Source organism: Arthrobacter sp. TB 26, from assembly GCF_000427315.1.
Taxonomy (GTDB): Bacteria; Actinomycetota; Actinomycetes; order Actinomycetales; family Micrococcaceae; genus Arthrobacter.
This window is the reverse complement of record NZ_AUPJ01000446.1, coordinates 1-13211: the sequence shown is the minus strand read 5'-3', so window position 1 is coordinate 13211 and position 13211 is coordinate 1. Positions and strand designations below refer to the sequence as shown.

General features: G+C 67.5%; 17 protein-coding genes and 1 other RNA gene. 10 read left to right on the top strand and 8 right to left on the bottom strand.

The genetic code is table 11. The features are described 5' to 3' along the window. The first annotated feature begins 11 nt into the window (after window positions 1-11). From K789_RS0117005 to ssrA, 10 genes are all read left to right on the top strand, one after another. Entirely contained in the window at window positions 12-227 is a 216-nt protein-coding gene (locus K789_RS0117005; protein ID WP_416352808.1) for a hypothetical protein, read from the top strand. Between the two features lie 57 nt (window positions 228-284). Continuing rightward, window positions 285-629: a TadE family protein gene (locus K789_RS0117000; protein WP_192815779.1), complete on the top strand. Its 345-nt coding sequence runs from the start codon at window positions 285-287 to the stop codon at window positions 627-629. Continuing rightward, window positions 610-1062, top strand: a complete 453-nt coding sequence (locus K789_RS0116995; RefSeq protein WP_024367803.1) for a hypothetical protein — start codon at window positions 610-612, stop codon at window positions 1060-1062. The genes K789_RS0117000 and K789_RS0116995 overlap by 20 nt, the downstream gene beginning before the upstream one ends. Continuing rightward, entirely contained in the window at window positions 1059-1529 is a 471-nt protein-coding gene (locus K789_RS0116990; RefSeq protein WP_237739629.1) for a pilus assembly protein TadG-related protein, read from the top strand. Before K789_RS0116995 ends, K789_RS0116990 begins: the two co-directional genes overlap by 4 nt. A gap of 78 nt (window positions 1530-1607) precedes the next feature. Continuing rightward, window positions 1608-2723 (top strand): peptide chain release factor 2, encoded by a 1116-nt coding sequence (gene prfB / locus K789_RS0116985; RefSeq protein WP_024367801.1) that lies wholly within the window; start codon window positions 1608-1610, stop codon window positions 2721-2723. Window positions 2724-2928: 205 nt separating this feature from the next. Continuing rightward, entirely contained in the window at window positions 2929-3738 is an 810-nt protein-coding gene (gene ftsE, locus K789_RS0116980; RefSeq protein ID WP_024367800.1) for a cell division ATP-binding protein FtsE, read from the top strand. Then, complete coding sequence (gene ftsX, locus K789_RS0116975; RefSeq protein ID WP_024367799.1) at window positions 3735-4649, top strand: permease-like cell division protein FtsX; 915 nt, start codon at window positions 3735-3737, stop codon at window positions 4647-4649. The genes ftsE and ftsX overlap by 4 nt, the downstream gene beginning before the upstream one ends. 33 nt (window positions 4650-4682) lie before the next feature. Then, window positions 4683-6077, top strand: coding sequence for a M23 family metallopeptidase (locus K789_RS0116970; protein ID WP_051181130.1), 1395 nt, complete (start codon window positions 4683-4685; stop codon window positions 6075-6077). A 108-nt stretch (window positions 6078-6185) separates the two neighbouring features. Next, window positions 6186-6656: an SsrA-binding protein SmpB gene (gene smpB, locus K789_RS0116965; protein ID WP_024367797.1), complete on the top strand. Its 471-nt coding sequence runs from the start codon at window positions 6186-6188 to the stop codon at window positions 6654-6656. Between the two features lie 144 nt (window positions 6657-6800). Then, window positions 6801-7169: a transfer-messenger RNA gene (ssrA, locus tag K789_RS24705) on the top strand. A 123-nt stretch (window positions 7170-7292) separates the two neighbouring features. Here the strand turns inward: ssrA and K789_RS26500 are convergent. From K789_RS26500 to K789_RS0116925, 8 genes are all read right to left on the bottom strand, one after another. Next, window positions 7293-7427 carry a hypothetical protein gene (locus K789_RS26500; RefSeq protein ID WP_272943978.1) on the bottom strand — a complete coding sequence of 45 codons (135 nt, stop codon included), beginning with the start codon at window positions 7425-7427 and terminating at the stop codon, window positions 7293-7295. 50 nt (window positions 7428-7477) lie between these two features. After that, a complete protein-coding gene (locus K789_RS0116955; protein WP_024367796.1) occupies window positions 7478-7849 on the bottom strand; it encodes a hypothetical protein in 372 nt (123 codons plus the stop codon). 62 nt (window positions 7850-7911) lie between these two features. Continuing rightward, window positions 7912-8286 (bottom strand): fluoride efflux transporter FluC, encoded by a 375-nt coding sequence (locus K789_RS0116950; protein WP_024367795.1) that lies wholly within the window; start codon window positions 8284-8286, stop codon window positions 7912-7914. After that, window positions 8283-8741, bottom strand: a complete 459-nt coding sequence (locus tag K789_RS0116945; RefSeq protein ID WP_024367794.1) for a fluoride efflux transporter FluC — start codon at window positions 8739-8741, stop codon at window positions 8283-8285. Before K789_RS0116945 ends, K789_RS0116950 begins: the two co-directional genes overlap by 4 nt. A 29-nt stretch (window positions 8742-8770) precedes the next feature. After that, complete coding sequence (locus K789_RS0116940; RefSeq protein WP_024367793.1) at window positions 8771-9484, bottom strand: metal-dependent transcriptional regulator; 714 nt, start codon at window positions 9482-9484, stop codon at window positions 8771-8773. 16 nt (window positions 9485-9500) lie between these two features. After that, a complete protein-coding gene (locus K789_RS0116935) occupies window positions 9501-10784 on the bottom strand; it encodes an Nramp family divalent metal transporter (protein WP_024367792.1) in 1284 nt (427 codons plus the stop codon). Between the two features lie 170 nt (window positions 10785-10954). Beyond that, the gene (locus tag K789_RS0116930) at window positions 10955-11749 is read right to left on the bottom strand and encodes a class I SAM-dependent methyltransferase (protein WP_024367791.1); all 795 of its coding nucleotides are present in this window, start codon (window positions 11747-11749) and stop codon (window positions 10955-10957) included. Between the two features lie 90 nt (window positions 11750-11839). Then, window positions 11840-13211 (bottom strand): aminotransferase class V-fold PLP-dependent enzyme (locus K789_RS0116925; protein ID WP_024367790.1); only part of this gene is annotated, 1372 nt, incomplete at its 5' end.

Sequence of the window (13211 nt, the reverse complement as noted above, 5' to 3'; positions counted from 1 at the left end):
CCATCAGCCTGATGCCCGGGCTCGCCAGACACCGCAGGGCGCACAAGGGCACAGGACGGCTGTCTGAGCGGGGCGGCGATCACGGTGACCACCGCGAGCGGGGCGACGTGCCCGGCTGGGTGATGATCACCCTGATGTCGGCCGTCCTGGTCGCCGCCCTGCTCGCGCTCGCCGGCCCGGCCCTGGAAGGACTGTTCAACCAGGCCATGGACAAGGTCGGGCAGTAACCCGTGCGCCTGCCCGGCACCGGCCGGGGCAGAACTGGCGAACGGGGTTCGGCCGTGGTGGACTTCGTCCTGGTGGGCGGCCTGCTCACCCTGTTTTTCCTCGCCATCGTCCAGCTCACCCTTGTCCTCCACGTCCGGAACACGCTGATCGACGCCGCAGCCTCGGGCGCCAGATACGGCACCCTCGCGGACCGTGGCTCCGCGGACGCCCGGGAGAGGACCGCCCAGCTGATCGGGGTCGCGCTGAACCAGGACTTTGCCACCGATGTGACCACAAGCGAAGCCACCTACCAGGGCATCCGGACCCTGGAAGTAACAGTCCGCGCGCCGTTGCCCGTGATCGGGCTGATCGGTCCCCGCGCGGTGCTGGAGGTGAAGGGGCATGCGGCCATCCAGCCCTGACGCACCCTCCAGCCCCAACGAAGCAGAACGGGGAAGCGCCGTCGTCGAATTCACCTTCTTGTCGCTGCTGCTCATGGTGCCGCTGGTCTACTTCATCATCACGATGGGCCAGCTCCAGGGCGGCTCCTTCGCGGTCGTCGGGGCCGCGGACCAGGCCGCCAAGGTTTTCATCGCCCAGCCCGACGCCGCGGCCGGCCGGGCCGCCGCAGAGCAGGCCGTGCTTCTGGCGCTCGCCGACCACGGGCACTCCGCAGCGGATGCCCGGGTCGAGACCACGTGTGCCCCCGCGGACTGCATGGCAGCGGGCTCGGCCGTGACGGTCACCGTCCATCTCACGGTGCCGCTGCCGTTCGTCCCGTTCAGCGAGGTGCTGGACCTGAACGCGGGGCAGCTCAGCGCCTCCGCCACACAACTGGTGGGCCGTTTCCGATGAGCCGTGACGGGACGCAGCAACAATCCAGCGGCCAGCCCCGCGACGCCGGGCAACTGATGGTCCTGATCATCGGCTACGTGGTGCTCGCACTGCTGCTCACCACCGTGGTCCTCGCCGCCTCCAGCGTCTATATCGAGCACAAGAAGCTCCTGTCGATGGCCGACGGAGCCTCGGTGGCCGCCGCGGACAGCTTCACGCTGGGACAGCTCGAAACGGGTGGCGGCAGCCCCACCGCAGTCCTGACCGGTGCCCGCGTGCGCAGCGCCGCCGTCGAGTTCTTGGACCGCAGCAGCGCCTTCGCCCGGTTCAGCGGACTCGCCGTCGGCCCGGGAACGGGAAGCCCGGACGGCTCGACCGCCGTCGTGGTGCTCAGCGCCGCTGTCCACCCGCCCGTGGTTAACTTCCTGGTCCCGGACGGCATCCGGATCGAAGCCAGCTCGACGGCGCGTTCCCGGCTCACGCGCTAGGCCCGCTGTCACGTCCCGCAGCGAACCCCCGCGGCCCAGTCCGGGCCGCCCGCACGGATAGCGTAGGCTTAAAAAACCATGGCAAACATTGATTTTCCCGCAGAAATCCGCGCCCTCCGCGCCACCTACGCCTCGATCGAGAACGTTTCGAATGTCGACGCGCTGAAGGAGGACATCGCCGAACTCAGCGAACGGGCCGGCGAACCCAATCTGTGGGACGATCCCGCGGCCGCCCAGGTGATCACGTCGAGGCTCTCGCACCGCCAGTCCGAACTGGCACGCCTCGATTCGCTCGTCTCCCGGATCGACGACCTCGAGGTCCTCGTTGAGCTGGGCCAGGACGAGGACGACGCCGCCTCCATGGGCGAAGCCGCCACGGAACTGGAATCGATCCGCAAGGCGCTGAAGGATCTCGAAGTCGTGACGCTGCTGTCCGGCGAGTTCGACGAGCGCGAAGCGGTCGTCACGATCCGCGCCGGCGCCGGGGGAGTGGACGCCGCGGACTTCGCGGAAATGCTGCTCCGGATGTACCTGCGCTGGGCCGAACGCCACGGCTACCCGACCACCATCATGGACACTTCCTACGCCGAAGAGGCCGGACTCAAGTCCGCCACCTTCGAGGTCAAGGCCCCCTACGCCTACGGCACGCTCAGCGTCGAGGCCGGCACCCACCGCCTGGTCCGGATCAGCCCCTTCGACAACCAGGGCCGCCGCCAGACGTCGTTCGCCGCCGTTGAAGTCATCCCGCTGATCGAGCAGACTGACTCCATCGACATCCCGGACAACGAGATCCGCGTCGACGTCTTCCGTTCCTCCGGCCCCGGCGGCCAGTCGGTCAACACCACCGACTCCGCCGTGCGCCTGACGCACATCCCCACCGGCACCGTCGTCTCGATGCAGAACGAGAAGTCCCAGCTGCAGAACCGCGCCGCGGCCCTCCGCGTGCTGCAGTCCCGGCTCCTGCTGCTCAAGAAGGAGCAGGAGGACGCGGAGAAGAAGGCGTTCGCCGGCGACGTGAAGGCCTCCTGGGGCGACCAGATGCGCTCCTACGTCCTGAACCCGTACCAGATGGTCAAGGACCTCCGCACCGAGCACGAGGTCGGCAACACCTCGGCCGTGTTCGACGGCGAGATCGACGACTTCATCGACGCCGGCATCCGCTGGCGGACCGACAACCGCAACGCGGACAAGTAGCCGCAAGCAACCATCACCTTTTGCCTCTCGCGTCACACCTGTCCCTCCCGTCTAATCCTGCGACACGCCCCCGCACTCGGGCCGATCCGCCGGGGCCCGTGCGTATAGTCGAGAAGCCGGAGCTCTACTTCCCCCACTAGAAAGCCCGCGCACCGGCAGCAGAACTGGGCCGTACCCGTCCACGTCCTGCAGGGTACTTAGGGCCATGATCCGTTTCGAAAATGTCACCAAGGTCTATGACCAGAAGGCGCGCCCCGCGCTGGATTCGATCAACCTTGAGATCGACCGCGGCGAATTCGCCTTCCTCGTCGGGGCCTCCGGCTCCGGCAAATCGACCTTCCTGCGCCTTGTCCTCAAAGAGGACCGCGCCTCCTCCGGCGCTGTCTACGTGGCCGGCCAGAACGTCGCAAACATCTCCAGCTGGCGCGTCCCCCGGCTCCGCCGCGGGATCGGCGTCGTGTTCCAGGACTTCCGCCTGCTGCCGCAGAAGACGGTCTTCGCCAACGTCGCCTTCGCGATGCAGGTCATCGGCAAGAGCCGCAGCGTCATCCGCGACACCGTTCCCGAGGTCCTCAAGACCGTCGGCCTCGAAGGCAAGGAAAACCGCCTTCCGCACGAGCTCTCCGGCGGCGAGCAGCAGCGCGTGGCGATCGCCCGCGCCGTCGTCAACCGCCCGGGAATCCTGCTGGCCGATGAGCCCACCGGCAACCTGGACCCGACGACCTCGATGGGGATCATGGGCGTGCTGGACAAAATCAACCAGAACGGCACCACCGTGGTGATGGCCACCCACGACGACGACATCGTCAACGAGATGCGCAAACGCGTTGTCGAACTCCGTAACGGCGTCATCATCCGTGACGAGGCCAAGGCCCTCTACACCTCGATGATTCCGGTCGTCGGACAGTCGCGCCGCCTGCGGGATGCCAGCGGACGCGAGGAATCCCCATCCGCCGTAACCACCCGCAGCGAAGCCCGCGCCGAAGCGCGTGCCGCAGGGGAGGGGCAGCTGTGAGGCTCCAATTCGTCCTCGCCGAGATCGGCAGCGGCCTGCGCCGCAACCTGTCCATGGTGGTCTCCGTCATCCTGGTGACCTTCGTGTCCCTGACCTTCGTCGGCGCCGCCGGCATGCTGCAGCTGCAGATCAACCAGATGAAGGGCTACTGGTACGACAAGGTCCAGGTCGCCATCTTCCTCTGCAGTGACGGTTCGACGGCGGCCGGCTGCGCCAGCGGCCCGGCCACCCCGGAGCAGCAGGACAATTTGGCCAGGCTCCTGGAATCGCCGGCGGTGGCCCAGTACGTCAACGACTTCCAGTTCGAGTCCAAGGACGACGCGTACAAGCACTTCAAGGAACAGTTCTCCAATTCCCCGATTGTCGACTCGGTGACTCCGGACCAGCTCCCGGCGTCCTTCCGGATCAACATGAAGGACCCGGAGAAATACCAGATCATCAGCGAGACCTTCTCCTCGCAGGCCGGCGTTGAAACCGTGATCGACCAGCGCCAGCTTCTGGAGCGGCTCTTCTCCGTCATGAACGCCGCGTCCCTCGTGGCGGTGAGCGTCGCCGGCGTGATGATTGTCTGTGCCATCCTGCTGATCGCCACCACCATCCGGCTGTCGGCCTTCAGCCGGCGCCGGGAGACGGGGATCATGCGCCTGGTCGGGGCATCAAAGATGGTGATCCAGCTGCCGTTCATCCTCGAGGGCGTGATTGCCGCCGTGATTGGCGCGGCGCTGGCCTCGGGAACGCTGTGGGCTGTGGCGCACTTCTTCCTCGGCGGCTACCTGTCCAAACAGTATCCGGACACCGCCTTCATCTCCGCAGGTCAGACGCTGATCCTGGCGCCGGCCCTGATCGGGCTCGGCGTTCTGCTGGCAGGCGTATCATCACTCCTGACCCTTCGTCGATACTTGAGGGTCTAGCGTGCGTTACGAAAAGGGAAACCCATGACACCGATGCACCGAACCGCCCTCCGGCCGGGTTCCACCCGGCTCGCCGTGGGCGGCCGCCGCACCCGCATCGTCAGCGCCGCCCTGGCGCTCGTCCTGGCGGCGAGCATGGGCGCCTCGACGCCGGTGGCCTTCGCCGACACCCTCGAAGACCAGCAGGCCGCCCTTCGTGAGGAAGCGGCGCGGGTCCAGCATTCACTCGAGTTCGTGGACTCCCGGATCGCCCAGGCTGCCTCGGACCTCGTCCTGTACCAGGGCCAGCTCCCCGGTGCGCAGCAGGCCCTGCTTGAAGCCCAGGGCCGCGTGGCCAGCGCCGTCAAGGAAGCCGAGGCCCTCGCCGCCCGCGTGGACCTGGCGCAGCAGAACAAAGCCAAGATCACCCAGCAGCTCGAGACGGACAAGCAGAAGATTGCCGACACGAAAAAGCTGATCGGGCAGATCGCCACCCAGGCCTACAAGTCCGGGGGAGTCCCCTCCAACCTTTCACTGTTCTTCGGCCCCAACAACGGCGGCAGCCTCACGGACACGATCGACCTGGCCGACCAGGCCATGCGCAGCCAGAATTCCGCCATGGACAAGCTCACCCAGCAGAACGCCACCAACGTCAACTCCCAGGCCCGGCTCGAAGCGGTGGAAGCCGAAATCAAGGACCTCAAGGCCAAGGCCGACGCGGCGCTGGCCCGCGAACAGGCCGCCCGCGACGAGGCGGAGGCCAAAAAGGCCCAGGTGGACAAGCTCATCGCCGACACCACCAGGCTCGACGCCGAACTCCAGGCCGCCAAGCCGGGAATCCAGACCCAGCTCGCCCAGGTCAAGGCCCAGCAGGACGCCGTCGCCGCGGACATCGCCGAGCGCGACCGCAAGCTGCGCGAGGCCTACGAAGCCGAACAGCGCCGGATCGCCGAGGCAGCGAGGGCGGCCGCCCTCGCCCAGGGCCAGGCCAAGCCGCCGTATGTCCCCGCCCCGCCCGGATCGCCGTCGGCCTTTGGCCTGCAGCATCCCCTGAACGGCGTCCCGATCACCTCGGGCTTCGGCTGGCGTGCGACCCCGCCGGGCACCATCGACTTCTACGGCCAGGGCGGCTACATGCACACCGGCATCGACTTCGGCGCCGCGTGCGGCACGCCGGTCTTTGCCGCGGCGGCCGGCACCGTGTTCTCGGCCGGCTGGGCTAACGACGGCGGCGGCAACAACGTGAAGATCTCCCACGGTGTCGTCCAGGGCAACTCGCTGACCACGATTTACTACCACAACACCAGTGTCGTGGTCTCGCCGGGCCAGCAGGTCAGCCGCGGCCAGCTGATTGCCTACTCCGGCACCACCGGTAACTCCACCGGCTGCCACTCGCACTTCGAGACCTGGCTCAACGGCCGCGCCGTCGACCCGATGAACCTGCTCTGATCCGCCCGGAGCGGAAGCCTCACGGCCGGACTGCGGCTCTGCCGTAAACTGGAAGAAGCCTGCGCCGCTCCGGCACAAGGCCCACCCCTCGATTCAAGGAGTTCTACCGTGCCGAAAGAAAGTGGCCGTAAGGTAGTGGCCACCAACCGCAAGGCCCGGCACGACTACCACATCCTCGACACCTACGAGGCCGGGATCGCGCTCATGGGAACGGAAGTGAAGTCCCTCCGCGAGGGCCACGCCTCCATGGTCGACGGTTTCTGCACCTTCTACAACGACGAGCTGTGGATGGAGGGCATCCACATCCCCGAGTACCACCAGGGGAGCTGGACGAACCACGCCGCGCGCCGCCGTCGGAAGCTGCTGCTGCACCGCGACGAACTCACCAAGATCTCGCACAAGATCCGCGAGTCCGGTTTCACGATCGTCCCCCTCCAGCTGTACTTCCTGGACGGCCGGGCGAAGGTGGAGATCGGCGTCGCCCGCGGCAAGAAGGAATACGACAAGCGCCAGACACTGCGCGAGCAGCAGGACAAACGCGAGGCCCTGCGCGTTATGCGCGAGCGGAACCGGCGCTAGGGAGAGCCGCACTGAAACCCGCGGGAATGAATCTGCCCGGACGTGCGTTATGCTTGGTAGTCCGGGAAGGAACGGCGCAGAATCCGCTAAAGCATCAGCTGCAGCGGTTCGGCAAGAGTCCTGAACGGTTTGATAAAAAAATACGGGGATGATCGGTTTCGACGATGTTAGTCGCGACAGGTGAAGCGGGCCGAGGATGCAGAATTATCTCGTAAACGCTGTCTGCAAACCAATAAGTGCCGAATCAAAACGCACTGACTTCGCTCTCGCTGCCTAAGCAGTAAGACAGTCCGTCAGCCCGAGGTTGCTATTGCCCCGGATCCTGGCGTCATTTAGATAGCCACTGCTGTTTACCCCCGTCATCGGGGTGAACGGGACTCTTAGATGACTGGGCCCGGATCAGCCAGCTGTTTGTAGCATGGCTGGGGCCGAGAAAGTCCAACGCAAACTGCGCCCGGAGAAGCCCTGACAACACGACATCGGACGGGGGTTCAATTCCCCCCATCTCCACCATCGGGGCACCGGAGACGGTGCTCCACCCCGTAAAGTTCCACACAAAAGGCCGGAAGCTACAGCTTCCGGCCTTTTGCTTTGCCCGTTTGTTGGTAGAAGCGGCGGCCCGGCTGGGGGCCGTGCTCAACGCTTCTTAATGTGGGCGACCGGGTCCGCGTGCGTCTCGGCGACGTTCTTGGACTTCTTCTCGGCCCGTTTTTCCTTGATGGTTTTCACCGGTTTCTTGGCCATGCTCCGGTGCGGCGTCTTGTCAGGCATGTGGGCGCTCCCTAACGGCAGGGGGCCGGGATGGCCCCTGTGATATTAAGTTACGCCTCGGGCACCGCAACGTCCACGATGCCAACGAATCGGCTGCCCACACCCTCATACTCGCTGCGGACCAGGCCGGCACCGACGCCGGGGATCTCGACCGAAGAATGGTGCGCGCAGCACACGTAGGTGAACTCCGGCCACCATTTCTTCGGCCGGGCCGCCTCGGAAAACCCGCAGACCGCACACGTCAGCTGGACCCACACCGGGCGTTTGCCGGTCCGGTTGGCCTTGGACTGGACCAGCCACTGCGGCGGGTTGTCCAGGAGTTCGCCGAGCTCAGCGTCGCTCAACCGGGACGGGATGCCGTGACGGTGTGCCATTTCCAGGGGAATGTCGAGGACCTGGGCTGCTTCACGTCGTGTAACCATCCTTCAACGATACGGGATGTGAAGGCTCCCTTACCGCCGCCGGAGGTCCGGCGTTAGGCCCGTCACAGGCCGGTGAGGGCCAGGCCGAGCGCCGCTGCGGCCAGGCCCGTGACCAGGTTGGCGGCAATATTGACGGCGGCTGCGCGGTAGCGCGTCTCGCTCACGAGGCGCACCGTGGCGGTGGTCCAGGAACTGAACGTGGTGAGGCCGCCGGCGAGCCCGGCCGAGAGGCCGGACTGCCACTCGGGTCCCAGCCCCAGTTGCCCGGTAATCCCCAGGGCGGCGCCGATGATGAAGGAGCCGGCCACATTGACGGCGAGGGTCGCCCAGGGCCAGTGGGGATGGGGCCCCGGGTGGTGCGCAAACCAGGAGTCGACGGCGAAGCGCAGCAAGGCGCCCGCGACGCCAAAGACTCCCACGAGCACGGCGGCGGTCATGACGCCCCGCCGGTCAGGTCGGCCAGGGCCTTGCCGGTCTTCCACCCCGCGGCCGCGGCGGCGAGTCCCAGGACGAGCGAGAGCCCCAGATAGGCCAGCCAGCTGGCATGGAAGCCGGCCCGGAACTGCTGGTCGATGGCGAACACCACCGCCGAAAACGTCGTGAAGGAACCCAGCAGCCCGGGACCGAGCCCGGCCCGCAGCCAGAAGGCGGTCTTCGGCCGTGCGATCCAGACCGTGGTGAGGGCCGCGAGGACAAAACTCCCGACGACGTTGATCACCAGGGTGGTCCAGGGAATGGTGCCCGGTGCCTCCGGGAAAGCCAGTCCGGCCCCGTAGCGCAGTTCCGTTCCGATCAGGCCGCCGACGGCAACGGCAGCCCACGCGCGCCAGCCCGGCAGCCCGGGACGCGCCGCGGCAACAGCCTGTGATGACGTCTTCGCCGCGCGCTTCATGCCGCGGTTCCGGTCAGCACGGCCAGCACTCAGGACCGCTTGAGGCTGCAGCCGGGATGGACAGTGTCGCTGTGGACCCAGAGGGCGGAGGCGACTTCCTCGGCGAGGTCGACTTCCTGCCGGGTGGCGCCGGAGCCGATCCTGACCACCAGGGCGCCGCCGAAAGGCTTGCGGCCCAGAACCTCGACGTCGGCATCCAGATCGATGTCCTCCGCGGAAAGGTAGCGCAGGAGCTCGGGGTTTTCGTCGCTGATCCGGGTGATCCGGCCTGTGTGCCCGTCGTCGAGTTCGCTCATCCGGTGGGCCGGCGGCATCAGCACGGAGCCGTCCGCGGCAGGGATCGGATCGCCGTGCGGGTCCCGCACCGGGTTCCCAAGCTTGGCGGCCATCCGCTCGATGAAGGTGTCTGAGACCGCGTGTTCCAGGAGTTCCGCTTCGTCGTGGACCTCGTCCCAGCGGTAGCCGAGCTCCCGGACCAGGAACGTTTCAATGAGCCGGTGACGCCGGACCATCGACAACGCCAGCCGGACACCCTCGGCCGTGAGCGTGATGGCGCTGTAGGGCTGGTGGTCCACCAGTCCCTGGTCCTTGAGCTTGCGGACCATTTCGGAGACCGAGGAGTTGGCGACGCCGAGGCGCTGGGCCAGCTGCGTGGAGGTGATGGGCTTGTCCTGCCACTCCGTGAAGGAGTAGATGACCTTGACGTAGTCCTCGATCGAGGAGGAGGGCAGACTGGTCTTCACAGCCCCCAGCCTACCGTCAGGCGGCGCCGGAGAACGTCAGCCACAGCAGGACGAGGTTGAGCGCCACGACCAGGATCACGCTGATGACCGCGGCAATCCGCAGTGCCATCCCGTCGGCGAAGCGGCCCATCAGGGCCTTGTTGCTGGTCAGGACAACCAGGGGGACAAGCACGAAGGGGATGCCGAAGCTCAGGACAACCTGGCTCAGCACAAGGCCCCAGGTGGGATCGAAGCCGATGCTCAACAGCACAACGGCCGGGATCAGGGTGACCACGCGGCGCGTCATCAGCGGGATCCGGATTTTAAGCAGCCCCTGCATGATGGATCCGCCGGCATAGCAGCCCACGGACGTCGAAGCCAGGCCGGAGGCGAGCAGGCCGACGGCGAAGATGACACCGATGACCGGACCCAGATTGGTGGTGATCGCGGCATGGGCGCCTTCGATGGTGTCGGTGCCCTCCTCTCCGCCCAGGGTCGATGCGGCCAGCAGCAGCATCCCGATGTTCACGATGCCGGCGATGGCCAGGGCCGCCACGACGTCCCAGCGGGTTGCCTTGACGAGGCGGGCGAGGGCCTGCGGCGGGACATGGAGGTGCGGGTTCGGACGGTGCCGGTCCCGGGACAGGGCCGAGTGGACGTAGATGGCGTGTGGCATCACGGTGGCGCCGAGCATGCTGGCGGCCAGCAGCACGGTGTCCGGACCCTGGAAGCCCGGTATCAGTCCGGCGGCGACGCCCGCAGGGTCGGGCGGACTGATAAAGAGGCCGGCCAGGAAGCCGATCGTGATGATGCCCAGCAGGAACATGATGATGAACTCGAAGGGCCGCTGCTTGTTCCGGGCCTGCACGGCGAGCAGGGCCATGGAGACGCCGCCGACGATCACTGCGCCGAGGGGAAGGGGCAGCCCGAAAAGCAGGTAGAGCGCGATCGCGCCGCCCACCACCTCGGCAAGGTCGGTGGCCGCGGCCACGATCTCGGCCTGGACCCAGAACGCACGGCGCCAGAACGGCTTGAGCCGCTCGCCGAGAATCTCCGGCAGGCTCTTCCCTGTGACGATCCCGAGCTTGGCGGACTGGTATTGCACCAGCACGGCCATGATGTTGGCGGCCACCAGGACCCAGACCAGGAGGTAGCCGTACTGGGCGCCGGCCGTGAGGTTTGCCGCAACGTTGCCGGGGTCCACGTAGGCGATCGCGGCAACGAAGGCCGGGCCCAGCAGGCCGATGATGGCGCGGTGGCCCGGTTTCGGCCGGCTGGGCGCTGCCGGCGCCGAAGATTCGGGTCCTGTTACTTCCAGCACGGTGGGCTCCCCTGATCGGTGCGTCGACGGCGGCACGGCCGGCATCGGCGGTTCGCGCCGGCACCGGAGTTTGCAAGTGCCTACAAATAATTATTAGGCATACCGAAACCATAAGCCAGCGCGCGTGTCCTGGGCAACGTCGGTAGTCATGGAACGCCGTCTGTCGGGGTTCAGGCCCGGACGGCCCGCCAGCTCTGGGTCACATAGGGGAGCGGGATGACGTCTTCCAGGCGGTGGCCCAGATGCTCGTGCAGGTACCAGTCGAGGTTGCCCAGCACCTTGGCGCGGGTCGCCTCGCTGGCCGCCAGGTAATAGCTGCGGGACTTCGTCAGCTCCATGATGTCTGCGGTGCGCACCGGGTCTTCCCAGCGCGTGAGGTGGCTCTCCAGCCCCGTGAATTCCGGGCCCAGCGGCGGTATGAAGTGCGGTTTGTGCACATCGCCGGCATGCATGATGCGCGAGAGCCGGTGCACCCAGGGAGCGGACGTGTCCAGTTGGTTCCAGATCAGCCCCAGGACCCCGCGCGGGCGGAGGATCCTGGCGATCTCCGTGCTGGCCGGCAGCGGATCGCACCAGTGCCAGGCCTGGGCGACGGTCACAACGTCGAAGGCTTCGTCGGGAAGCCCTGTGTGCTCGGCGGTGCCCTCGACGGCGGTGACGCCCGGAAGCGCCCGGCGCAGCTGCACGAGCATGTCGGCGGAAGGGTCCACCGCCACCGTGTGCAGGCCGCGCCCGACCAGCAGGGCTGTGAACTTCCCGGTTCCGGCGCCGAGGTCCGCGGCGTCCCGGGCACCGGCCGGGATCAGCCAGTCGGCCGAATCACCGGGGTACCCGGGGCGGACGCGGTCGTAGTGTTCCCCACCGTCCTGGAAGCTCTGGCCCAGCTCCTGGCGCCGCCCCTGATCCAGCTTGGGGCCGCCTCCTGACGTGGGTCCGCCGTGCAGCTTTGGTCCGCCGCTTGCCACGTGCGATCTCCTTCGGCAGGTCCGGATGGGTACCTTTCGAATTTACCGCACGCGGGAGGGCCGAGTTGTCACAGTGCTGGTGGTTCCGGGCTAGTCCCGGGTGCAGGGGGCCGCGCCGGCAGTGCCGGGCGTGTTGGGGGCCCAGTGCGGGTAGCTGCGGGTGTCGTTGGACGGCACCCAGCGGCCGGCGTCCACGACGTAGTCCCAGCCGAGGCCGTTCCGGCGCAGCTCCTGGATTGCTGTCAGCAGCCGCTCGGCGTCCTCCAGCCGGGAGCCCAGGCCGAAGCTTGCCCGCAGCGAACCCGACGGCAGGCCGAGCCGCCGGAGCAGGGGGTGCGCGCAGAAGCGGCCGTCGCGCAGCCCGATGCCGTGTTCTGCCGACAGGTAGGCCGCCACCAGGCCCGCGTCGTAGCCTTCCACCGAGAAGTTGACGACGCCGATTGTGCCGGTGCCCGGCACGTCTCCGGACCCGGCGTCGAAGGAAGCACTGTCCGGGAAGATCTGGTGGACTTTCACGCCGTCGATCCGGGCAAGGCCCTCGACAAGGAAGGACCGGATGGCGTTTTCGTGCGCGTGCCACTGCTCCACATCCAGATCGGCGATCACCTGGGTGGCCCGGGCCAGGGTGGCGGCGCCGAGGACGTTGGGGGAGCCGCCTTCATGCCGGGCGGGACCGGTGGTCCAGCTGACAGCGTCGATCCGGGCGTCCTGCACGGCTCCGCCGCCGGCCAGATGCGGGGTACCGGCGTCGAGCCAGTCGGGACGGCCGACCAGCACCCCGGCGCCGAACGGCGCGTAAAGCTTGTGCCCGGAGAAGGCGAGGTAGTCGACGCCGTCCGCGGCAATGTCGATCCGCCGGTGCGGCGCCAGCTGGGCGGCGTCGACGACGATCCGGGCGCCGTAGTCGTGGGCGAGGGCGGCGAGGGCCCGGATCGGAAGGATCTCGCCGGTGACGTTGGAGGCGCCGGTCACGGCGAGAAGGCTGACGCCGCCGTGGGCGAGTTCCCCGCGGAGCAGTTCCAGGGTGGCGGCGAGGGTGGGCGCGGCGATGACGCTGCGGTGGGGCACACGCTGCCACGGCAGCAGGTTGGCGTGGTGCTCGATGTCGAGGTAGAGCACCTCGCCGGTGTGCACGCCGTCGACGATGGGCAGGCACCCTGCCAGCAGGTTCAACGAATCGGTGGTGTTCCGGGTGAAGATCACCGAATCGTCCGGCCTGCCGCCGACGAAGTCGCGGACAGTGGTGCGGGCGTTCTCGTAGACCGACGTGCTGATCTGCGAGGCGTAGCCGGCGCCGCGGTGGACGCTGGCGTAGAACGGGAGGATCTCGTTGAGGTAGGCCGAGACGACGGACAGCGCCGGGGCCGAGGCGCCGTAATCCAGATTGGCGTAGCGAACGTGTCCGCCGTGGATGAGGGGAGCCTGGATCTCCGCGCCGGTCACCGCGGCCAGCGGCCGGCTG

Coding starts and splice junctions, on each gene's coding strand:
- K789_RS0117005 (WP_416352808.1), top strand. CDS start 12: ATGCCCGGGCTCGCCAGACACCGCAGGGCGCACAAGGGCACAGGACGG.
- K789_RS0116995 (WP_024367803.1), top strand. CDS start 610: ATGCGGCCATCCAGCCCTGACGCACCCTCCAGCCCCAACGAAGCAGAA.
- K789_RS0116990 (WP_237739629.1), top strand. CDS start 1,059: ATGAGCCGTGACGGGACGCAGCAACAATCCAGCGGCCAGCCCCGCGAC.
- prfB (WP_024367801.1), top strand. CDS start 1,608: ATGGCAAACATTGATTTTCCCGCAGAAATCCGCGCCCTCCGCGCCACC.
- ftsE (WP_024367800.1), top strand. CDS start 2,929: ATGATCCGTTTCGAAAATGTCACCAAGGTCTATGACCAGAAGGCGCGC.
- K789_RS0116970 (WP_051181130.1), top strand. CDS start 4,683: ATGCACCGAACCGCCCTCCGGCCGGGTTCCACCCGGCTCGCCGTGGGC.
- K789_RS26500 (WP_272943978.1), bottom strand. CDS start 7,427: ATGCCTGACAAGACGCCGCACCGGAGCATGGCCAAGAAACCGGTGAAA.
- K789_RS0116955 (WP_024367796.1), bottom strand. CDS start 7,849: ATGGTTACACGACGTGAAGCAGCCCAGGTCCTCGACATTCCCCTGGAA.
- K789_RS0116950 (WP_024367795.1), bottom strand. CDS start 8,286: ATGACCGCCGCCGTGCTCGTGGGAGTCTTTGGCGTCGCGGGCGCCTTG.
- K789_RS0116945 (WP_024367794.1), bottom strand. CDS start 8,741: ATGAAGCGCGCGGCGAAGACGTCATCACAGGCTGTTGCCGCGGCGCGT.